Source organism: Halomonas sp. KHS3 (genome assembly GCF_000830495.1).
GTDB lineage: Bacteria > Pseudomonadota > Gammaproteobacteria > Pseudomonadales > Halomonadaceae > Vreelandella > Vreelandella titanicae.
Map to the genome: position 1 here is coordinate 253,130 of NZ_JWHY01000011.1, position 20,015 is coordinate 273,144.

A 20,015-nucleotide genomic window follows, 5' to 3' on the forward strand; every position below is an offset into this window, starting at 1 on the left:
GCTGCATCACCGATTATTGTTAGAAATAAAACATACTCTTATCTTAAATTAGGGTGATAGAGAAAGCTGGACAAGGTACAATATTCAAAATTGACCCATGTACTGTACCCTTTCCTTAATGGGTACAATTGAGCCTTTTATGAAGCAAAAACCACCTCGAGCACAACAAGTCGCCAATACAGTTATTGAGCGCATTGAGCAGGGACAGCTAACGGCGGGGACAAGATTACCCTCCATTCGCAATGCAACCCTGAGCTTTGGGGTTTCAAAAAATACTATAATTGATGCTTATGACCGCTTAGTCGCGACTGGATATATCAGCCCTCGGCGCGGTTCTGGCTTTTATGTGGAAGCAACCAGACCAGCTCACCCAGCTATCAAGCCTGAACATTTTACTGAAGCGGTCGACTTGGTTTCTCTATTAAGAGAACAATTGAATCAGCATTATGAAGTCAGAGCCGGAGATGGACGCCTGCCGGCAAGTTGGATGGAAAGCTCGGACATACGCCGCTATTTCAAACGCAGCAATCAGGATAATGACGCCAGAGATGAGTTCGAATACGGCAACCCTCAGGGATTGATCGGCCTGCGAGAAGATATCGCCAGAACGCTAAACGATCGTGCAATTAGCGTTCATCCAAATCAAATCTTGATGACGTTCGGCGCCAACCATGCACTCGACCTGATTGTTAGGCATTTTGTAGAGCCCGGTGAAGTGGTGCTAGTTGAAAGCCCTGGTTATTACCCAATGTTTGGTAAATTACGCCTACAGCGTGCCAAAACCATCGGCATCACTAGAGGACCTCAAGGGCTGGATCTCGATATGCTGGAACAGAGTATCCGGGAATACCGGCCAAGGCTTTTGTTTGTTCAGCCTATGGCTCACAACCCTACCGGCACATCCATGTCTCTCCAGAATATGCATGCCTTATTACGTATCGCTGAACAGCATGATTTAACCATCATTGAAGACGATCCTTTTGGTGATATTCTCCCCCGATCAACGCCTCACCTTGCTTCGCTCGATGGCCTTAACCGAGTCATATACGTTGGCACTTTTTCCAAAACGCTATCTGCCAGTATGCGTTGTGGCTACATTGCAGCTAATCAGACGCTGGTTCGGTCACTGATTGATATTAAAATGCTCACGGTGGTTACCAGTTCAAGCATTATTGAAAGGATGATCCATGAAATGATCATTCATGGTCGCTATCGTCGCCAAATGACTCGTTTACGCGAGAGAGTGGCCAAGGCTAGCGCAGCAGCGATCTCCTCGTTGAAAAATATTGGTTTCAAGCAAATTCAGCCACCCACCGGGAGTTACTACATTTGGTGCCCTTTACCAAAAAGCGTAGACGGCCTTGAGCTAGCAAAAAAAGCCTCTGCACAGGGGATTTTCCTAGCACCTGGAAATTTGTTTACTTTAGGCAATGACGAGTCAGGGTCAGCTCTTCGAATCAATATTGCTCTAGCGAATCACCCTTTATTACTAAACTTTCTAAAGGAAGAAGCACTGAGCTAGCCGGTTAAAACCAATGCAGCTATTGCATTGACACTAACTTTCAAGAGCGCGACGACAGCGCAACCCCAATACAAGTCGCCACGCAAACTTGTTGCTACAGCAAGCGGCAGCCTGGAAAATATGCCACTCATTCAACCATGCTGGCCTCGACCTGGGATGACCAGATTAGCGAAGTTGCAGGGTTTGTGGCGGCTATCCAATTGCTCTGCCAGAATGCCGTCCCAGCCGGTGCGGCAGGCGCCGGTTGAGCCAGGCAGGCAGAACACTACCGTGGCGTTGGCTAAGCCGCCGAGGCAGCGGCTCTGGATGGTGGAACTGCCAATTTCCTCACCACTTAGCTGACGAAAGCGTTCTCCAAAGCCTTCGATGCGCTTATCCAGCAGCACCGAGATGGCTTCAGGGGTAGAGTCACGCCCAGTGAAGCCAGTGCCTCCGGTGGTGATGACTACCTGCACATCCGCCTCGGCGATCCAGTTCGCGACCACCGCACGAATACGATAGACATCGTCAGGCACTATGCGCTTTTCAACGAGAGTATGACCGGCGTTGGTTAGCCGCTCGACCAAGGCTTGACCGCTCCGATCCGTCTCTTCCGTGCGGGTATCCGAGACCGTGAGTACGGCTATGTTGAGGGGCACCATTGGCTCACTCATTGACGTCACCCTTGTTTGGCTGCTTTCTTTTTGGCGTGGTGAGCTTCCCAGGCCGCCATTTGCTCAGGCGTAGCGGGCGGCTGGTAAAGCTCCTTCCACTCGCTGTAAGGCATACCGTAAACGTACTCACGTGCCTCTTCGTAACTGAGGCTTTCATCCCGCGCTTCCGCGGCGCTAACCAGCCATTTCGATAAGCAGTTGCGGCAAAAGTCCGCCAGGATCATCAGGTCGATATTCTGGACATCTTTGTTATCGTCCAGATGCTGTAGCAAGCGGCGAAACGCGGCGGCTTCAAGCTCGGTGCGCGTGGTTGGGTCTAACTCATCAAACGCTGACATAACCGTTCCTCTCATACATGGCTTGGGTTATTTAATAACTTAAGGTGAAGCATAACAAAAGACACCGCCGAAAGGCGGTGTCTTAGCGACCATTAAATGCTTATTAACTGGTTCGCGTTGCCGACGGTTCACTGCTGCCGCCAGATGACTTGCGGGCCGCCACCTCTTGTTCCGATAGCGTTTGGTCTTTGACCTCTTCGTACCAAAGATTATGGTGCTCTTTGGCCCAGGTCTCATCCACATAGCCCGTGGTCATACCTTCTAGCGCGCCTTCGGTACCCAACGTGCCGATATAGATATGTCCGAGGGAAACCGCCGTAAGCCCCAATGCGCCCACTGCGTGGATAATATTGGCCCACTGCATGGTGTCACGGCCCTGGTCGAAGTTGGGGAAGTCGAGCACGAAGCCACTGGCAACCACTAAGATTCCCACCGTCGCTAACAGCCAGTACCAGGCTTTTTCACCACCGTTGGCAAAACCAGCATCCACATGCTTTTTGCCAATCATACCGCCGCCTTTCTTGAACCATACCCAGTCGTGCTTTTTGGGAATATTGTCTTTGATCAAGCTGACCAGCAGAATCACCAGCAGAATGCCAAAGATCGGCCCCAGGTAGTTATGCAGCACTTTTGTCGCCGCAATCATCCAGGCCCAAATCCCATCGCCAAACAGTGGGCGGAACACGAATTTACCGAACAGCAGCGTCATCCCAGTCAGCGCCAGAATGATAAACAGCGTTGCTACCGTCCAGTGCAGCGCGCGTTTCATCAGCGTCCAACGCAAAAGTAGACGCCCCGTGCGTGGCGCCTCAAGCTCTTTACGCCCGACAATGAAGTAGAACAGCGCGATCAGCGCCGCCATGCCAAATACCGCAATCAAACCAAACGGCGACACCCAGCGGTTGCGAATCTGCCGCCAGGTTTCACCGCTTGCATTGATCAAGCTGTAGTCGCTTTCATAACGCGAGTCACGGTAGTTAGGCCCGGTCTCTCCACTACGTACCTGACGCCACTGGTCGGCGGTAATGCCGGGGGCAGCGGTGTTCATTTCACGGTCAGGATCCGCTTGAGCCAACGCCACTTGCGTAAAGCCGAGGCTAAGCACCAGAGCAAACGCCACCAACATAAAGCGCCAAATACCCAGGGCGAGCCCTTTACCTGAGCGTGGCACCCCACCGGATGCCTGTGCAGTCAACAGGTTCATGACACGCCTCCTTACCCTTTATGGGCAGCATCATAGGCTAGGTTGTCGGCACTGGCCTGAGGGTTATTAGACCAGGCGCCATCTTTGTGCCCGCGATGGACAACACGCTGACGGAAGATATCGGCCACGTCTTGGGCATCACCGGCAAGCAGCGCTTTGGTGGAGCACATCTCAGCACACAGCGGCAGTTTACCTTCGGCAATACGGTTGGAACCGTACTTCTCGTACTCCTCTTCTTTGCTTTCGGCCGGGCCGCCCGCGCAGAAGGTACATTTGTCCATCTTGCCGCGCTCACCAAAGGCATCCTGCTGGGGAAACTGCGGGGCGCCAAACGGGCAGGCGTAGAGGCAGTAACCACAGCCGATGCAGAGGTCTTTGTCGTGCAGCACGATGCCGTCATCGGTTTTGTAGAAGCAGTCGGTGGGGCACACCGCCATGCAAGGGGCGTCGTCACAGTGCATGCAGGCGACGGAGATGGACATTTCATCCGCTTCACCGTCGTTGAGCGTGACCACGCGACGGCGCTGAATGCCCCACTCGACATCGTTGGCATTTTTACAGGCGGTGACGCAGCCGTTGCACTCAATGCAGCGTTCGGCGTCACACATAAATTTCATTTGAGCCATGGTGTTCTCCTCATGCCGGTGCGGGATGGCTCCCGCACCGCCGTGCTGTCAGGTCGGTCGAAGCTTAAGCCCGCTCAATGCGGCAGATGGTGCACTTGGTCTCTTGCATCAGTGTCACCGGGTCATAGCCGTAGGTGGTGGCGGTATTGGCCGCCTCACCAATGATGTACGGATCAGACCCATCCGGGTAACGGTCACGCAGGCTTTCGCCCTGGAACATGCCGCCAAAGTGGAACGGCATAAACGCTACGTTACGATCGACGCGAGGAGTGACCAGGGCTTTGACCTTCACACGGCCCCCTTCTGCCCCTTCTACCCAAACATCGTCACCATCTTTGATGCTGAGGTCGTTGGCGTCCGCCGGGTTAATTTCGACAAACATCTCCTGCTGCAGCTCGGCAAGCCACGACATGGAGCGCGTCTCTTCACCGCCACCTTCATACTCAACCAGGCGCCCAGAGGTGAGAATCATTGGATACTCGCCAGTGTTGTCGCGATCCTGAATGGTTTTGTACATGGTCGGCAGGCGCATGATGGAGTCGAAGTCGTCCCAAGTAGGGAAGCGTTCAACCAAATCGCGACGCGTGGTGTAGAGCGGCTCACGGTGCTTCGGCACTTGGTCGGGGAAAGTCCAGACCACAGCGCGTGCCTTGGCGTTGCCGTAAGGCGCGCAGCCATGCTCAATGGTGACACGCTGGATACCGCCAGAGAGGTCGGTTTTCCAGTTTTTGCCTTCCGCCGCCTGTTTCTCTTCGGCGGTCAGGTCGTCCCACCAGCCTAGGTCTTTGAGCAGTTGGTCGTTGAACTCTGGATAGCCGTCGTCGATATCGCCACCTACCGGCGCTGAACCTTCCGCCAGAAGGTTGACGCCGTCACGCTCGATACCAAAACGGGCACGGAAGCCCATGCCACCTTCCATCACCGGCACGCTGGTGTCGTAAAGGTTAGGCGAGCCTGGGTGGCCGAACTCTGGCGTGCCCCAGCAGGGCCACGGCAAGCCGTAGTAATCACCGTCCGCCGGGCCGCCCTCTGCGCGCAGATTCTCGAAGCTGAACGTGTGCCAGTTTTTCTGGTGCTCTTTGAGGCGTTCGGGGCTTTGCCCGGTGTAACCGACCGTCCACATACCGCTGTTGATTTCGCGCAGAATGTCATCGATGAGCGGCTCGTCGCCGTTCATCTGGTAGTTCTTGACCAACTCATTACCGAAGCCCAGCTTACGAGCAAACAGGTACATGATTTCGTGGTCGGGCTTGGACTCAAACAGCGGCTCAATCACGCGGTCACGCCACTGAATCGAGCGGTTAGTCGCGGTGACACTGCCTGTGGTTTCGAACTGGGTGGCCGCTGGCAGCAGATACACGCCGTCGCTGCGGTCATGCATAACCGAAGCAACGGTAGGATAAGGGTCAACGATGACCATCATCTCAAGCTTCTGCATCGCTTTTTGCATCTCGACGCCGCGAGTCTGGGAGTTAACCGCGTGGCCCCAGTAGAACATTGCTTTCAGCGCGGTACGCTGGGAGATATTCTCGTCCTCTTCGAGCACGCCATCGACCCAGCGCGATACGGTAATACCGGCAGTGTACATGGGCTTACCATCGGCATACTCGGTATCGTCATAGCGGCCTTTAAGCCACTCGTAGTCGAGATCCCACACCTGCGCCCAGTGCTGCCAGGCACCTTCCGCCAAACCGTAGTAACCAGGCAATGAATCGCAGCCAAGGCCCAGGTCGGTCGCCCCCTGTACGTTATCATGGCCACGCAGGATGTTAGCGCCGCCGCCCGCCACACCGATATTCCCCAGCGCCAACTCAAGAATGCAGTAAGCGCGGGTATTATTGTTGCCGGTGGTGTGCTGGGTGCCGCCCATACACCAGACCACACAGCCAGGCCGGTTGTCGGAGAGGCGTTTAGCGACATCGTACATCTCGGCTTCGGGGACACCGGTGACTTCTTCTACAACGCTGGGCGGGAAGTTGGCGACTTCAGCGCGCACTTCATCCATACCGTAAACGCGTTGATTGATGTACTCGTTGTCTTCCCAGCCATTTTCAAAAATGTGCCATAACAAGCCCCAAATATAGGCGACGTCCGAACCGGGACGTAGACGCACGTATTTGTTGGCCTTGGCGGCAGTACGGGTAAAGCGAGGGTCAGCGACGATAATGTCGCAATTGTTGCGCTCTTTAGCGATCAGGATATGCTGCATCGCCACCGGGTGCGCTTCACTGGGGTTGGAGCCAATGAACAGAATCGCCTTGCTGTTATGCATGTCGTTGAGCGAGTTGGTCATCGCTCCATAACCCCAGGTATTCGCCACGCCGGCCACGGTGGTGGAGTGGCAGATACGCGCCTGGTGGTCGGTATTGTTGGTGCCCCACAGCGAGGCAAGCTTGCGCATTAAATACGCCTGCTCGTTGCTGAACTTAGCCGAGCCCAACCAGTAAACGCTGTCCGGGCCGTGCTCTTCGCGCAGCTCAAGCAGTTTGTCGCCAATCTCGTTAATGGCGTCATCCCAGCTCATACGCTCCCACTCACCCGCGACTAACTTCATTGGGTACTTGAGACGCCGCGTGGAGTGGCCGTGCTGGCGCAGCGAAGCACCTTTCGCACAGTGCGCGCCACGGTTGATAGGGTGATCAAAAGCGGGTTCCTGCTTAGTCCAAATGCCCTCTTGAACTTCAGCATACACGCCACAACCTACTGAGCAGTGGGAGCAGATGGTGCGTTTGGTCTCGACCGGCGAGTCCAGCACGGGTGTTTTATCGGCTGCTTCTGAGCGCTGCATCATGGGCGCACTCATAAAGCCAACGGCGGCCATACCGCCAGTGGCTGCACCGCTGCGTTTGAGAAACTGGCGACGGGAAATACCCAGCCCTGAGGCCTTGGGGGTGTCTGTTTTGCGAGTTAAGCGCATGGCAAATCTCCTGGCATTCCGCCGTCAGTCACGCAGCGAGGCGTAATAAGCACGGACGTGATCAGTCTCACGGTAGTTAACCGTTGGTTTTTCGTTTTTCACCGGGGCAGTGTCAGCCTGTGCCAGAGTGACATGACCGACTGCCGCCGCGGCGCCAGCAGCGGCGGTTCCCAACCCAACGGTTTTCATAAACCGACGGCGCTCAGCGTTGTGTGACGGTTGCATGGGTTTCTCCTCTTGCATGCTTTTTTATGCGGGTCTTTTTTTGCTGTTTCTTTTATGAAGCCTGCGTTAAGGCTCAAGAATACGCACTGGCGTATGGCCCGCATCAACCCTCAAGCGAGCCTGTTCGCTCTCCATAAAAGCGCTACCCAACTGCCCCAGCGCTGCATAGAAAGCGGTGTCTACCTGCCCCAGGTCGGCAAAACAGCTGGCCGCCCAGGGGGCTAAATGTTGGCTAAAGAAATAACCCTGCTCAGAGCTTTCGGCGTCGATCAGCATCGCCATCACTTCACACAGGGCAGCCAGATGATCTTCCGGATCCCGGGTATGCTCACTGCGTTCAAAGCCAAGCACTTTTAGGTCTTGGCGCAGCGCCACCAGCGCCGCCTCCATCAATTCGCCGTTGCGGTACCAGGAGGCGTAGGGCACCACCTCACCTTGAATCACACCGACCAAGTGGCGAAAGTGAGCTCGCTGCAGTCTCTCAGCATCCGCACCGTTGGCCGCTACCGCCAACGACTGCCAGCACTCTGCCAGGCGGCTACCATCTTGCTCGATAGTTAGCTCAGCCAACCAGTCGAGTAGTTCTGGATCTGGCGCTTGGCGCAGTAGCGTGGCTAACAGCCGGTAGATATCGGCGCGTAGCGCATCCGCTTCTTTGAGCGTGGGCAGTGCATCCGTCATCGGCTTATACCTTCAGTTGCGCGTCAGGGTCGCGAATCATGGTTTTCCAGACATCTTTTACCCGGCAGTCTTCGCACATTTCCAGGCGGATCATCGCCTCGCCGGCGAAGTAGGGGTGGTTAGCCAATTTCTGTTTAATAGTAGCGACCGTGCTGACAGTGGCAAACGGCTTACCGCAGTTGATGCACTCAAAGGCCGCTTCTTCGTGACAGATGTGGCGCGTTTCGCGGGCATTGGATGCCAGAAAGCCTGGCATCAGAGTAATCGCATTTTCCGGGCAAGCCTGCTCACACAAACCACACTGCACACAGTCCGCTTCAAGGAAGCTCAGCGCGGGCGTTTTGCCGCCTGATTTTAATGCCGGGGTCGGGCAGTTGCTGACACAGGCGTGGCAGAGCGTGCAGGCATCGCTATCGACTTGAATGGCGCCGTAGGCAGCGCCTGCTGGCATAGCAGCCCGCTCGCCGTTGGGGTTGCCCAATTCAGCCAACCGCGCTAGCACACGGTTAAAGCGCGCACGCTTTTCTGGCTCAGGCAGGCTTAGCGGTGACTCTGTCAACGGGGTGAGTGCCGGTAGCGCATCCCTGCCTGCATCATCGGCTATCTCGATCAGCTTTATGCGAGCACGGTCATGGCCTAGGGCGTCCAATAGGGCATGCGCTTGAGTGAGCTGATCGGTCAAAAAGGCGCTTAAGCGGGCGGGCATATTGGGGTGCAGTTGGATACGCACTTCGGCGGCACCGGCGGCCAGAGCGGTTAGCCACTGGTCATGGCCCGCTGCGCCCAGCTCTTCTAGCGGTGCGTCGATGATATGACCTGCGGTGACTACACCCGCTGCGCGCTCAGCATCTTGGGAATCATGGGTAATAAAACGCAGCACCGGGGCTTGGCCACCCGCTTCGCGGTAGGCGCCCAGCCAAGCAGAGAGCGTATCCTGCTGGCGGCGCGTTTCCGGTAGGCGAAATTCGATAGCGCCAGAGGGACAGGCACTGGTGCAACTGCCCACGCCTTGGCAGAGAAAGGGATCAATCTCGATGTGAGATTCAATCCGCCCCTGAATGCTGGAGATGGCATCCGCGGGGCAAACATCCAAACAGCGGGTACAGCCAATGTTGCCGCTGGTAGAGTGGGCACATAAGTCGCTATTGACCTGAAAATAACGCGGCTTGTCGAATTCGCCCACCAGCCCCACAAAGTCGTCGAGGATGTCGTTGCGCTGCTCGACATTCTGCCACTGCATTACCACATAGCCAGGCGGTGGTAATTCCACCGGTAGGCAAGGAGAGGCATTTAAATCCAGGACTAGGTCAAACGCCTCTCGCTCGATCAGCGCACGGGCAAGATCAAGCGGCTCATCGCCATCAAGCAGCGTTTTGAACATGCCCAAATGGCCGCTAATGCGCAGCTTTTCTGCCTGGGCGCGGGTTAGCGCCTGGGTGGTGAGGATCTCGGTGGCAGCGAGCAAGTCACTATCATTAACTCCGTCGTCAACGCCTTCGGCGTTGGGCGCGGTAAAAACCAGCGTCAATGAAGCCAAACCACGCCCTTGCAGAATACGCGCGGCTTGTCGGGTATCGCGCTCACTGCCGAGCAGCAGCGCATGACCACGGCTGTGATAGGTCACATTGGCAGGCGTTAGGTTAGCGGGCCACGAGATACGCTGGCGTACCGTCTCCCGAGCCTCGGCATTGCGCTGGTCGTCTAGCGACGCCAGTTGGATTCGTTGATTCATGCGCTCTCACGGTCAGTGAATAATTCTTATTATAATTTTGAGTTATACTATCTAACTATTGTGGCATAACAATGCATAGAAGCTAAGTTCAGCCTATGGCGAAATACGTATTTTGCCAAATTAATTACCGTCAACGCTGCCAACGCTGGCGACTGTTAACACACCCAATAATTTGATTTTTATAATTTTATCACTAATCTCATGTTTTCGTCTTAGGATCAGATAAATAATCAGACTGGTCGTCTAGTAAGGTGTTTTCTACAGTTTTGACACCATCATCGCGAGGTGTTGAGGAGTCGTCCTCTAGCGCGACCGGTTTCTCACTTGTTTGCTCGTTCTCTGCCAACTCTTTTGGGGACTCGGGCTCGTCTAGCGACTTATCAACCGCCTCTTCCACTTTATGCGTCCAGCGGCGCAGTTTGCTGGCGAGCTCGGAGTCCATGGGCTTTAACAGCTGATTGTAGTCGGCATCATAGTCATCCAGGCCGTCGCGAACGTTGTAGTTGCCGGTGGCCCACAGGCGCTTCAAAGCACGCCGCCGCAGGGCTCCGCTTACTCCTGGCACCATAAAGGCGCTGAAGTCGCTGCCCGCTTCCAGCGTTTCAGGGTCGGGCAAGGTGTGGTCTAAGCTGCCGGGCTTAGGTGCTGGTTCTGAAGGCGATTGTTCTGCAGGAGACTGTTCTAGTGATGTCTGCTCTGGCGCTTCCTGCGCGGCATCAGGTGAAATATCCGATTTGGCCGCCAGTTCCTCAACGGGCTCTGTAACCGGCGGCGCATCTTGCTCTTGGGGAACGTTGCGTTTTAGGCGCGACCAGCGCTCTAGGCGGCTCATTGCGGCTGCTCCTTGGTGGGGGTCTCTTTGGCGCGCCCCGCTCCTTTGCGTTTTTTCTTGCGCATCTCCATCGGCGCTTCGCCGTGGCGTGCGAGGTAGCTCTCAATCCAGACCTGAATGGCCATGGGCATTGGTGCTTCGAGCACCTGCTGCTCACCGTCCATCCAACCGGCTGCCACGTCCTGACTAGCGGTAATCGCATCAGGTTTGGGTGTTTGCCCAGTAAAACCCGCTCGCACAAATAGCCGTGGGGTGGCAGACGTCAGGTTGAAACGGTAGGCAGCACGCTCGGTCATCGACAACTGCAGGTTAAGCACATTGGGGCCCTGATCACTCAGGGTAAGCTCTGCAATACGCCACTGGGTTAGCGTAAAGCTTTTCACCTGCTTAGCCTCGGCGACCAGGGTGATACTCAGTGAACGTAAATTATCAGACATCGCGTTAAACCCCTTAGCGAAGTATCTAAGCACAGCACTTGAGCACAGTACTTAAGCGAAGCACCTAGACTTTGAACGGATAGCAGTCGAACAGGTAGACAAGTAAGCCTCTCCAGCGCCATCATCGTCAACTCTGACCTTTTTACTCAGGTATTTTATCAGGCTCAGATGCTTTCATATCAGCAGCGAGGATTGCGGATGCACGCCCTTCAGTTAAGCCGAGCCCGCTTACCGGCCACTACCGAGATCAGCATCGTTGACGAGTATGGCGATGCACGCCAGCAGGCGATTGCCGCTGAAAGAGCGTTGACGGTCTACCTCAACAAGCGTGAAATTGTCACTTTGATGACCTTGGGTGACGACCCGGAGGCTCTGGTGGTCGGCTATCTGCGCAATCAGGGGCTGCTGAACGCCGCGGCTGATTTAGAGGCCGTGCAAGTCGATTGGGAAGTAGAAGCCGCGGTAGTGATTACTCGCCATCTGCCCGAGGATTTAGAAATACGCTTAAGCACCCGTACGGTCACCACCGGCTGCGGCCAGGGCACGGTATTTGGTAAACTGCTCGACCAAACCGCTCTCACGGCGCTGCCCGATACTCAATTGGCACAATCCACGCTTTATCAGCTGCTGCAAAACCTTAACGCCTACAACGAGACCTACCGCAGCGCTGGCGCCGTTCATGGCTGCGCGCTGTGCCAGCAAACCGACGTACTCGACTTTGTTGAAGACGTAGGACGGCATAACGCGGTGGATACCTTGGCGGGGCGCCAATGGCTACAACAGGCCGACAGCGCCAATGCGGATATTTTCTACACCACCGGGAGACTGACTTCCGAAATGGTACTCAAAGTGGCACAAATGGGCATTAGCGTGCTGGTTTCTCGCTCAGGCGTCACCCAAAAAGGCGTCGAACTGGCCGAACGCTTCGGCGTGATGTTAATTGCCCGCGCCAAAGGGCGCCATTTCCAAGCGATCAACACCCAAAACCGTTTAGCCCTGGACGCTATTCCACCGCGCCCATCCCATGCCCGTTCATCGCAAGAATACCGCTCATCAAAAAAGGCAAGCTCATGATCCCTACTCACGACCTCACTGGCATGGTTCTCGCGGGCGGCGAAGGGCGCCGAATGGGCGGTCGTGACAAAGGGCTGGAGCCTTTTGCGGGCCTGCCACTCGTCGGCCATGTGGTGAAGCGCCTTGAAGGTCAGGTGGCCGAGCTACTGATTAACGCCAACCGCAATGCTGACGCCTACCGTTTTTTCGCCGATCGCGTTATAGCGGATGTTGTAATGGACGGTGCCGAAGGCGGCTTTAAAGGCCCTTTGATGGGGATCTATAGCGGCCTGCAGGCGGCAAAAACGCCGTGGCTACTGGTCGTTCCCTGCGACTCCCCCGCCCTACCTGACGATTTAGTGGCGCGCATGGTACAAGGTATTGGCCAGCATGATATCGCTGTGGCTTTTGATGGCGAACGGCTGCACCCGGTAGTTGCACTACTGCGCACCTCGCTGGCCGATGATTTGGCCGCCACCTTGGCCGAGGGCGAGCGTAAGATCGATCGTTGGTATGCTCGCCATGCTTGGTGCAAGGTTGATATGTCGGACTGCCCTGATGCCTTTGCTAACCTTAATACTGAGGAAGAGAAGCTGCACCTGGAAAAAGTACTCATGGGTTCTTCAAGCAAGGAGGTGAAATGACCCTCTCCTGCTTTGATCTTGGCGAGCAGATGCTTAGCGTGGAAGAAGCACGCCATGCGCTTGCCACCCTGATTGAGCGCCCGCTAGGCAGCGAAAATATCCCTTTGGCACGGGCACACGGCCGCCGCTTGGCGGGGACCATTCAGGCACCCATTAACGTGCCACAAAATACCAATGCGGCCATGGATGGCGTCGCGTTAGCCTTACCTAGGGAAGGTGTTGGGGCCAAACAAACCCATTGGCCGCTTGCCGGTGAGGTGTTGGCCGGGCAGTACCGCCGGGAACTGGTACCAGCCGGTCACTGCGTGCGCATCACCACCGGCGCGCCATTACCGCCGGGCACAGACACAGTAGTGATGAGTGAACAACTGCGCGAACCGCTAGATGAGCAGCCTGAGCATGTGATCATTGAGTCGCCTGAGCGCCTCAAACACGGCCAGCATGTTCGCCAGGCCGGTGAAGATATTGCCATAGGTGACACGGCACTGCCTGAGGGGGCACGGCTTGATGCGGCATCCCTAGGACTTTTAGCCTCCTTGGGCTATGCCGAAATAACGGTGTGCCGACGCCCGAAGGTCGCGATCTTCTCCACCGGCAATGAAGTCACTGCCCCCGGCGATCCGTTACCCAAAGCAGGCATTTATGACGCCAATCGCTTTACGCTGATCGGATTACTTACCGAACAGGGTGCCGACGTCATCGACCTGGGCATTCTGCCGGACGACTTAGCAGCCACCACAGAAGCCCTTGAACAGGCCGCCGCCCAGAGCGATTTGGTGATCACCAGCGGCGGCGTTTCCGTCGGCCAAGCTGATTTTACCCGTGCGGCGCTGGAACAATTGGGCCGCCTGGCCTTCTGGCGCGTGGCGCTGCGCCCTGGCCGCCCTATGGCCTGTGGCTGGCTGGGCGCAAAACGTACGCCGTTTGTTGGCCTGCCCGGCAATCCGGTAGCCGTCATGGTAACCTTTCTACAGTTTGTGGCGCCGCTGCTGGATCAGCTTTGTGGGCAGCCGACAAGGTCGCCCCATTGCCTCAATGCGATAGCCGATGACGTTATAAAAAGCCGCTTGAGGCGTACTGATTTTATTCGCGGCATCTACCATACTGATGAGCAAGGGCAGCTACACGTGCGCAGCACCGGCGCCCAAGGTTCGGGCATTTTAACCTCGATGGTGGCTGCTAACTGCTTGATTGAGCTTGCCGACGACCAGGCAGGCGCCCAGCCAGGCGAGGTAGTCAGCATACAACCACTAACGGGATGGCTATGACCGAGCAACGACCCGCACAACCACAAGCTAATCAGCAGCGATCTGTCCAGCCAGACGCTGACCAGCAACTGATCGACGACTTTGGTCGGCGCATTAGCTACGTGCGCATCTCGGTCACCGATCGCTGCGATTTCCGCTGCGTGTACTGCATGAGCGAGGAGATGACGTTTCTGCCCCGCGCCCAGGTACTGACGCTGGAAGAGATCGCCATGGTGGCGCGCGCCTTCACCGAGTTGGGGGTCGAGAAAATTCGCCTTACCGGCGGCGAACCGCTGGTACGCCGCGGCATTGAGCAACTGGTCGATGAGATCGGCGCCATGCCAGGCCTTAACGACTTCACCATGACCACTAACGGCGCCAGCCTACGCAAGCACGCCAAGCAGCTTTACTCAAGCGGTCTGCGGCGGCTGAACATTAGTCTGGACTCGCTAAATGCGGAGCGCTTTAAGCAGCTCACCCGCACCGGCGATTTAGCCAAAGTGATCGACGGCATTCATGCCGCCCAGGAAGCGGGCTTTAAACGCATCAAGCTCAACGCGGTGATCTTAAAAGGTCGCAATGACGACGAAGTAATCGACCTGGTCACCTTTGCACGCCAGGAAAACCTCGATATTAGCTTTATCGAAGAGATGCCGCTGGGCGATGTTTCTGACCACTCACGGGCGGAAACCTTCTACTCCAGCGATGACGTTCAAGACTTGATCGAAACGCGCTATCCGCTGATCCCCACGACCGAAACCACACCCGGCCCATCGCGCTACTTCAAGATGGCCGATAGCGACAGCCGGGTTGGGTTTATTTCCCCCCATAGCCACAACTTTTGCGATACCTGTAACCGGGTGCGCGTGACCGTGGAAGGCCGCTTGCTGCTGTGCTTAGGCAACGAACACTCGGTCGATCTTCGCGCCGTGCTACGCCGTCACCCCGGTAATATGCAGGCGCTAAAAGAGGCGATCATCAACGCCCTGCCGCTTAAGCCCGAGCGCCATCACTTCACCACCGATGGCGATGTGCAGGTAGTACGCTTTATGAATATGACAGGGGGCTAGGCGTTGGCAGCGTCAGAACGGTTGGCAAAAGTGCCGGTGCATATCATTACCGGCTTTCTCGGCAGCGGTAAAACAACGCTTATCCACAGCCTCATCGAACAGAAGCCTGTGGATGAAACCTGGGCCATTTTGGTCAACGAGTTTGGCCAAATCGGCATCGACCAGGCGATGTTTGATGCCCGTGATGATGTGGTGGTGAAGGGCCTTCCCGGCGGCTGCCTTTGCTGCCAGCTCGCCTTTGTACTGCAAGCGGCGCTGGTGAATTTACTCGCACGCAGCAAGCCTGATCGCGTCATCATCGAGCCCTCAGGCCTTGGCCACCCGGCAGGTCTGTTGGATCTACTGCGAGGGGAAGCCTTCCAGCAAGTGGTCGAGGTACGCGATATTATTGCTACTCTCGACCCACGCCGATTAGATGACGCCCGCTCCCGAACGCACGACACCTTCCGCGACCAGCTCGATATGGCCGATGCCGTGGCACTCACCATGCTCGACCAGAGCACGCCCGAGCAGCTCGGCGCCGCTCATGCGTTTGTGGCACAGCGCTGGCCGCCGCGTAAATGGGTGCAGGAAGCTCCCCAAGGCGAACTCCCCATAGGACTGTTGACCCAGAGCGGACGCGCCGAAGGGAGCGATATCAGCGTACCCGCCAACCATCAACAGTTGGCGGCAACACCCAGCTTAGCCGGGTCTTTTTTTGATTTTCCGCCCCCGCCCGGCAAGCCCCAGCGTGAAACCGGCACTTCGCTGGGCTACACCAGTACGGGGTTACGTTGGCACCCAAGCGAGCGCTTCGACCTGGATAGCTTGGCCACCTGTTTGGGAGAACTCCCCAGAGAGGCACGCATTAAAGGCGTGTTTCATACCGATAGCGGCTGGAAACGCTTTAACCGCGCCGGAGGTACGCTGAGCGTTGAAAGCAGCGCGTGGCGGCAAGACTCCCGGCTGGAAGTTATTCTTCCCGATACGAGCCCCGCTCTCGATATCGAAGGCCAACTCCGCTTACTGACGCTGGGTTAAGCGCCCGTAATCAATCTCTCGATGGCCTCTGCAGTAACCGGCCGCCCAAACAGATAGCCTTGATAAGCGTGACAGTCGTGCGCCAGTAGCCACGCCTGCTGCGCTTTGGTCTCTACGCCTTCTGCAATGACCTCTAGATTGAGGCTCTCTGCCAGGGCAATGGTACTCTCGACAATCGCTGCGTTGGCTTGGCTTTCGAGCACCTGCTGCACAAAGGATTGGTCAATTTTCAGTTGATCCAGCGGCAGTTGCGCTAAATAGGCCAGGGACGAGTAGCCGGTGCCAAAATCATCCAGAGAGAAGCGTACACCGCGCGCTTTAAGGGCAAGCATTTTATCTCTGGCGTCGTCTCGCGCTTCCACAAACAGTGACTCGGTCACCTCCAGTTTTAGCCGCTGAAGCGGCGCCTGAGTGCGCGCAAACACCCCCTCTACACGAGCCAGAAACTGCTCATCGCGAAACTGAAGCGGACTAATATTCACCGATATGGTCAGTTTGCTTAGCCGTGGATGCTGCGCCCAACGCGCTAATTGATAGCAGGCATCTTCCAATACCCATTCGCCTACATCGTTTATCAGCTCATTGCTTTCCAGCAGCGGAATGAAATCGCCTGGTGAAACAATGCCGCGTTCAGGATGATGCCAGCGCAGCAGCGCCTCAACGCCAGTGATCACGCCATGGTGATCCACTTGGGGCTGATAATAGAGCTGCCACTGCTGGCTGGCCTGCGCTTGGCGCAGATCCGCTTCTAATTTCACATGGGCCAGAAGCGCAGCCTGCATCGAGGGGTCAAAAAAGCACACGCCATGGCGGCCGTTGTTCTTAGCCTGAAAGAGCGCCATATCTACCTGCTGCAGGTAGTCATCCACGCCGTACTCATTGCTGGCCATGATCGCAATACCAATACTCCCCGTCACCGTGATGCTCTCTTCGGCCAGAGTGATTGATTCGTTAAGAGTTGCCAGCAGCTTGTGCGCAATACGCTCTGCCAGCCGGGTGGTTTGAGCGTAATTGCTATCCACGCCTTCGATTAATACCGCAAATTCATCGCTTCCCAGCCGCGCCAAGGTATCGGTATCGCGCAACATCTGCCCCATTCGCCGAGCAACGCTCTGCAATACTTGATCCCCCGCATAGTGCCCCAGAGTGTCATTGATTTGCTTAAAGTTATCGATATCGATAAATAGCAGTGCGCCGCAACGCTGATGGCGCTGAAGCTCTTTAAGAGCATTACCTATGCGATCCATAAACAGCCGCCGGTTGGCCAACCCGGTTAAGGTGTCATAAAATGCTAGCTGATGAATCTCTTGTTCAGCGGCTTTACGCTCGCTGATATCGCTCATGGTGGCCACGTAGTGAGTTAAGGTGCCCTCAACGCTGTAGACAGCGCTAATGGTTAGCCACTCGGGAAACAGTTCACCATTCTTACGCTGGTTCCATATCTCGCCTTCCCAGTTGCCGGTTTTGATAACACGCTTCCATAAACGGCGGTAAAAGGCGGCGTTTTGTAGCCCAGAGCTAAACATGCGCGGATTGTTACCCACTATCTCCGCTTCGCTATAGCCGGTAATGCGGCTGAAGGTCTCATTCACCTTAAGAATGATGCCCTGTGGATCGGTAATAAGGATGCCTAAGTGCGTCTGGAAGGCGGCAGCAGCGATTTGGGCCTCGGCACGAGCCTGTTCACGCTCCTCAATACGCTGACGCAGTTGATGCGACAACGCTAAACGATTCAGGTAGTGGCGCGCCCCCCAAGCACCCAGCAGGGCAATCACTGCCGTCACCAACATTAAAATCAAAGCACGCTGCCGCCAGGCCGAGAGCAATTCGTGAAGATCAACGCCAACCACAGCCAGCATCGGATACTCGCCTACTCTCAGCATGCGAAACAGCCGTTTTCGGCCATCAATAGGTGAGTCAATGTTGATTGACCATGTGGACTCACCACGGGTAAGCCACTCGGCCGTTTCTGGACTCTCAATTTGACTGCCAATCGAAAATGGCTTTTCGGGGGTCGGGTAGCGAGCAATAAATTTTAATCCGGGGTCGACCAGGGCAATGCTCTCGCCGTCATAGACACTCATCTGCTCCAGAGCGTCGGCAAACACTTCAGGTACAATGCTAGAGATGACCACCCCAGCAAACTCGCCGGACGAGGTTTCTAATCGTCGACCATGGTACAAATAGTAGCGTTGGTCGCTGATAGACCAGTAAAGCGGGGTAATCAGTTCTTCTTGTCCTGCTTGCTTAAAGGCATTAAACAACGTCGTATCGCTGATATCAGCACCTGCTCTTCGGCTGCTGCGGCCACTCGCCATTACTCGGCCTTCAGCGCTCAACACAGCGATTTCGTCCACCATGGGCACATACAGGGTCAGGTTTTCTAGCGAGCGCTGAAGGGCCTGGGCATTATCGCTATCTGGCATGCCTTGCAGGGTTAGCATCTCAGCAAGCCCAAAAAGCGCTTGCCCGCTTTGTGCAAATACGCCTTTTGCCCACTCAGCAACCACATTAGCGCGGGCGGTAATCCGCGACTCGGCGGCCTCAATTTCTTGCCGATACTGTTCACTCAGCAGCCAGCCGAAAAGCACCATCATGACAAGCAGTGCTAGCAGATATAGCCCAATCACATGGCGGCGCTGTTGGCGATAAGTCTTGGTGGCTTTCAATACATCATCATTTACATCATTGGAGGTAGCGGACATCGCGCAGAAGCCTTATTCAGGTAACCCAGGGGGACACCTGATACAGTGTAAAAAGTAACTAAAAATGATACATAACACGCGCTGACACGTGGCTTTATCCGATAGTGCCGCGGTGCTTTTAGGATGTATATCAGTTTTTATCACCGTTAATGCCCTGAAAAGCGTGACGTTATGCATGGATAGCCAATCTACCAGGAAATTGTTATGGCATCGCTGGGCCAAATGAGCGACTACGAGATACGCCTAATCCGTATTTTTAAGACGGTCGTTGAGTGCGGTGGCTTTACCGCGGCGGAAACCACGCTGGGCATTAGTCGTTCGGCGATTAGCCAACACATGAACGACTTGGAGGGGAGGCTGGGGTTTTCGCTCTGCCAGCGGGGGCGTGGCGGGTTTAGTTTAACCGAAGAGGGTAAAGAGATTTATCAGGCAGGGTTAACGCTACTGACCGCGCTTGAAACGTTTAAAAGCGACGTTAACGCCCTGCACCAAACGATTAAAGGCGAGCTGAATATCGGCATTACCGATAATTTGGTGACACTACCCGCCATGCACGTGACCAATGCACTGGCTGAGCTCAGCGCGCCGGAGCATGAGGTCACGCTGCATATTCATATGGAGCCTTCTGACGCGGTCATTCGAGGGGTGATGGATGGCCACTTGCACGTCGGCGTAGTGCCTGCAGTGAACCTGCCCACCAGTTTAGAAGCGCGGCACCTTTATGATGAGCCATCATATCTTTACTGTGCGGCTGGCCATCCCCTGTTTACGGAGGACGACGACACGCTCAGTGGTGCTGATATCGCCCAACACTCAGCTATTTCGCCCCGCTATCCGCTACCGGTTGAGGCCCGACAGGCGCATGATGCGCTAAGCCTTCGTGCCTCAGCATCCGACCGAGAAGGCGCCGCTTTTTTGATTCTTACCGGGCGATTTATCGGCTTTCTGCCTGAACACGTAGCTGCACAGTGGGTGGCAGCGGGCAAGATGCGAGCGTTGCATGCCAACACGCAGCACTACCGCATCCCCTTTGTGCTGATCACCCGCCACGACCGCCGCCCCAACCGAGTGGTCGATGCGTTTCTACGCTTAATCAAAAGCAGCTAAAC

General features: G+C 55.7%; 18 protein-coding genes. 7 read left to right on the top strand and 11 right to left on the bottom strand.

Going from position 1 to position 20,015, the window contains the following annotated elements; translation table 11 throughout:
* The first annotated feature begins 139 nt into the window (after positions 1-139).
* Positions 140-1,522, top strand: coding sequence for a PLP-dependent aminotransferase family protein (locus tag RO22_RS21230; protein WP_022521836.1), 1,383 nt, complete (start codon positions 140-142; stop codon positions 1,520-1,522).
* Positions 1,523-1,653: 131 nt separating this feature from the next.
* On the opposite strand, the gene moaB is transcribed toward RO22_RS21230, so the two are convergent.
* The 10 genes from moaB to RO22_RS21280 form a co-directional block, all read right to left on the bottom strand.
* Positions 1,654-2,175 carry a molybdenum cofactor biosynthesis protein B gene (gene moaB, locus RO22_RS21235; protein WP_022521835.1) on the bottom strand — a complete coding sequence of 174 codons (522 nt, stop codon included), beginning with the start codon at positions 2,173-2,175 and terminating at the stop codon, positions 1,654-1,656.
* 5 nt (positions 2,176-2,180) lie between these two features.
* Entirely contained in the window at positions 2,181-2,513 is a 333-nt protein-coding gene (locus RO22_RS21240; RefSeq protein WP_022521834.1) for a DUF1244 domain-containing protein, read from the bottom strand.
* 103 nt (positions 2,514-2,616) lie between these two features.
* Positions 2,617-3,717: a formate dehydrogenase subunit gamma gene (locus RO22_RS21245; protein WP_009285875.1), complete on the bottom strand. Its 1,101-nt coding sequence runs from the start codon at positions 3,715-3,717 to the stop codon at positions 2,617-2,619.
* Positions 3,718-3,728: 11 nt separating this feature from the next.
* Positions 3,729-4,343, bottom strand: a complete 615-nt coding sequence (gene fdh3B, locus RO22_RS21250; RefSeq protein ID WP_022521832.1) for a formate dehydrogenase FDH3 subunit beta — start codon at positions 4,341-4,343, stop codon at positions 3,729-3,731.
* Positions 4,344-4,407: 64 nt separating this feature from the next.
* Positions 4,408-7,260 carry a molybdopterin-dependent oxidoreductase gene (locus RO22_RS21255; RefSeq protein ID WP_009285876.1) on the bottom strand — a complete coding sequence of 951 codons (2,853 nt, stop codon included), beginning with the start codon at positions 7,258-7,260 and terminating at the stop codon, positions 4,408-4,410.
* Positions 7,261-7,284: 24 nt separating this feature from the next.
* Positions 7,285-7,485, bottom strand: coding sequence for a twin-arginine translocation signal domain-containing protein (locus RO22_RS21260; RefSeq protein WP_022521831.1), 201 nt, complete (start codon positions 7,483-7,485; stop codon positions 7,285-7,287).
* 66 nt (positions 7,486-7,551) lie between these two features.
* Complete coding sequence (locus tag RO22_RS21265; RefSeq protein WP_041159346.1) at positions 7,552-8,166, bottom strand: molecular chaperone; 615 nt, start codon at positions 8,164-8,166, stop codon at positions 7,552-7,554.
* A 4-nt stretch (positions 8,167-8,170) separates the two neighbouring features.
* On the bottom strand, positions 8,171-9,898 hold the full coding sequence (locus RO22_RS21270; protein WP_041159347.1) for a 4Fe-4S dicluster domain-containing protein: 1,728 nt from the start codon (positions 9,896-9,898) through the stop codon (positions 8,171-8,173).
* 199 nt (positions 9,899-10,097) lie between these two features.
* Complete coding sequence (locus RO22_RS21275) at positions 10,098-10,730, bottom strand: DUF3306 domain-containing protein (RefSeq protein ID WP_041159348.1); 633 nt, start codon at positions 10,728-10,730, stop codon at positions 10,098-10,100.
* Positions 10,727-11,167 (bottom strand): DUF3305 domain-containing protein, encoded by a 441-nt coding sequence (locus RO22_RS21280; protein WP_022521827.1) that lies wholly within the window; start codon positions 11,165-11,167, stop codon positions 10,727-10,729. Before RO22_RS21280 ends, RO22_RS21275 begins: the two co-directional genes overlap by 4 nt.
* Before the next feature lie 198 nt (positions 11,168-11,365).
* Here RO22_RS21280 and RO22_RS21285 point away from each other — a divergent pair, with 198 nt between their 5' ends.
* The 5 genes from RO22_RS21285 to RO22_RS21305 are packed head-to-tail and all read left to right on the top strand — an operon-like array spanning position 11,366 to position 16,201.
* Positions 11,366-12,241 carry a formate dehydrogenase accessory sulfurtransferase FdhD gene (locus RO22_RS21285; protein ID WP_022521826.1) on the top strand — a complete coding sequence of 292 codons (876 nt, stop codon included), beginning with the start codon at positions 11,366-11,368 and terminating at the stop codon, positions 12,239-12,241.
* Positions 12,238-12,864, top strand: coding sequence for a molybdenum cofactor guanylyltransferase MobA (gene mobA / locus RO22_RS21290; RefSeq protein WP_009285880.1), 627 nt, complete (start codon positions 12,238-12,240; stop codon positions 12,862-12,864). The genes RO22_RS21285 and mobA overlap by 4 nt, the downstream gene beginning before the upstream one ends.
* Positions 12,861-14,132, top strand: a complete 1,272-nt coding sequence (gene glp, locus RO22_RS21295) for a gephyrin-like molybdotransferase Glp (protein ID WP_041159349.1) — start codon at positions 12,861-12,863, stop codon at positions 14,130-14,132. The genes mobA and glp overlap by 4 nt, the downstream gene beginning before the upstream one ends.
* Positions 14,129-15,181: a GTP 3',8-cyclase MoaA gene (moaA, locus tag RO22_RS21300; RefSeq protein WP_022521823.1), complete on the top strand. Its 1,053-nt coding sequence runs from the start codon at positions 14,129-14,131 to the stop codon at positions 15,179-15,181. Before glp ends, moaA begins: the two co-directional genes overlap by 4 nt.
* Positions 15,182-15,184: 3 nt before the next feature.
* Positions 15,185-16,201, top strand: a complete 1,017-nt coding sequence (locus tag RO22_RS21305; protein WP_027957024.1) for a CobW family GTP-binding protein — start codon at positions 15,185-15,187, stop codon at positions 16,199-16,201.
* On the opposite strand, the gene RO22_RS21310 is transcribed toward RO22_RS21305, so the two are convergent.
* Complete coding sequence (locus RO22_RS21310) at positions 16,198-18,906, bottom strand: EAL domain-containing protein (protein WP_041159350.1); 2,709 nt, start codon at positions 18,904-18,906, stop codon at positions 16,198-16,200. The two genes, RO22_RS21305 and RO22_RS21310, sit on opposite strands and share 4 nt — an antisense overlap.
* A gap of 204 nt (positions 18,907-19,110) precedes the next feature.
* On the opposite strand from RO22_RS21310, the gene RO22_RS21315 reads away from it, so the two are divergent.
* Complete coding sequence (locus RO22_RS21315) at positions 19,111-20,013, top strand: LysR family transcriptional regulator (RefSeq protein ID WP_022521820.1); 903 nt, start codon at positions 19,111-19,113, stop codon at positions 20,011-20,013.
* Positions 20,014-20,015 lie beyond the last annotated feature (2 nt).

What these genes read in the sequence shown, in the direction of transcription:
- RO22_RS21245 (WP_009285875.1), bottom strand. Translation starts at nt 3,717, where the DNA reads ATGAACCTGTTGACTGCACAGGCATCCGGTGGGGTGCCACGCTCAGGT.
- moaA (WP_022521823.1), top strand. Translation starts at nt 14,129, where the DNA reads ATGACCGAGCAACGACCCGCACAACCACAAGCTAATCAGCAGCGATCT.
- RO22_RS21315 (WP_022521820.1), top strand. Translation starts at nt 19,111, where the DNA reads ATGGCATCGCTGGGCCAAATGAGCGACTACGAGATACGCCTAATCCGT.
- RO22_RS21310 (WP_041159350.1), bottom strand. Translation starts at nt 18,906, where the DNA reads ATGTCCGCTACCTCCAATGATGTAAATGATGATGTATTGAAAGCCACC.
- RO22_RS21240 (WP_022521834.1), bottom strand. Translation starts at nt 2,513, where the DNA reads ATGTCAGCGTTTGATGAGTTAGACCCAACCACGCGCACCGAGCTTGAA.
- RO22_RS21230 (WP_022521836.1), top strand. Translation starts at nt 140, where the DNA reads ATGAAGCAAAAACCACCTCGAGCACAACAAGTCGCCAATACAGTTATT.
- RO22_RS21270 (WP_041159347.1), bottom strand. Translation starts at nt 9,898, where the DNA reads ATGAATCAACGAATCCAACTGGCGTCGCTAGACGACCAGCGCAATGCC.
- moaB (WP_022521835.1), bottom strand. Translation starts at nt 2,175, where the DNA reads ATGAGTGAGCCAATGGTGCCCCTCAACATAGCCGTACTCACGGTCTCG.
- RO22_RS21255 (WP_009285876.1), bottom strand. Translation starts at nt 7,260, where the DNA reads ATGCGCTTAACTCGCAAAACAGACACCCCCAAGGCCTCAGGGCTGGGT.
- RO22_RS21265 (WP_041159346.1), bottom strand. Translation starts at nt 8,166, where the DNA reads ATGACGGATGCACTGCCCACGCTCAAAGAAGCGGATGCGCTACGCGCC.
- RO22_RS21275 (WP_041159348.1), bottom strand. Translation starts at nt 10,730, where the DNA reads ATGAGCCGCCTAGAGCGCTGGTCGCGCCTAAAACGCAACGTTCCCCAA.
- glp (WP_041159349.1), top strand. Translation starts at nt 12,861, where the DNA reads ATGACCCTCTCCTGCTTTGATCTTGGCGAGCAGATGCTTAGCGTGGAA.
- RO22_RS21280 (WP_022521827.1), bottom strand. Translation starts at nt 11,167, where the DNA reads ATGTCTGATAATTTACGTTCACTGAGTATCACCCTGGTCGCCGAGGCT.
- RO22_RS21285 (WP_022521826.1), top strand. Translation starts at nt 11,366, where the DNA reads ATGCACGCCCTTCAGTTAAGCCGAGCCCGCTTACCGGCCACTACCGAG.
- mobA (WP_009285880.1), top strand. Translation starts at nt 12,238, where the DNA reads ATGATCCCTACTCACGACCTCACTGGCATGGTTCTCGCGGGCGGCGAA.
- RO22_RS21260 (WP_022521831.1), bottom strand. Translation starts at nt 7,485, where the DNA reads ATGCAACCGTCACACAACGCTGAGCGCCGTCGGTTTATGAAAACCGTT.
- fdh3B (WP_022521832.1), bottom strand. Translation starts at nt 4,343, where the DNA reads ATGGCTCAAATGAAATTTATGTGTGACGCCGAACGCTGCATTGAGTGC.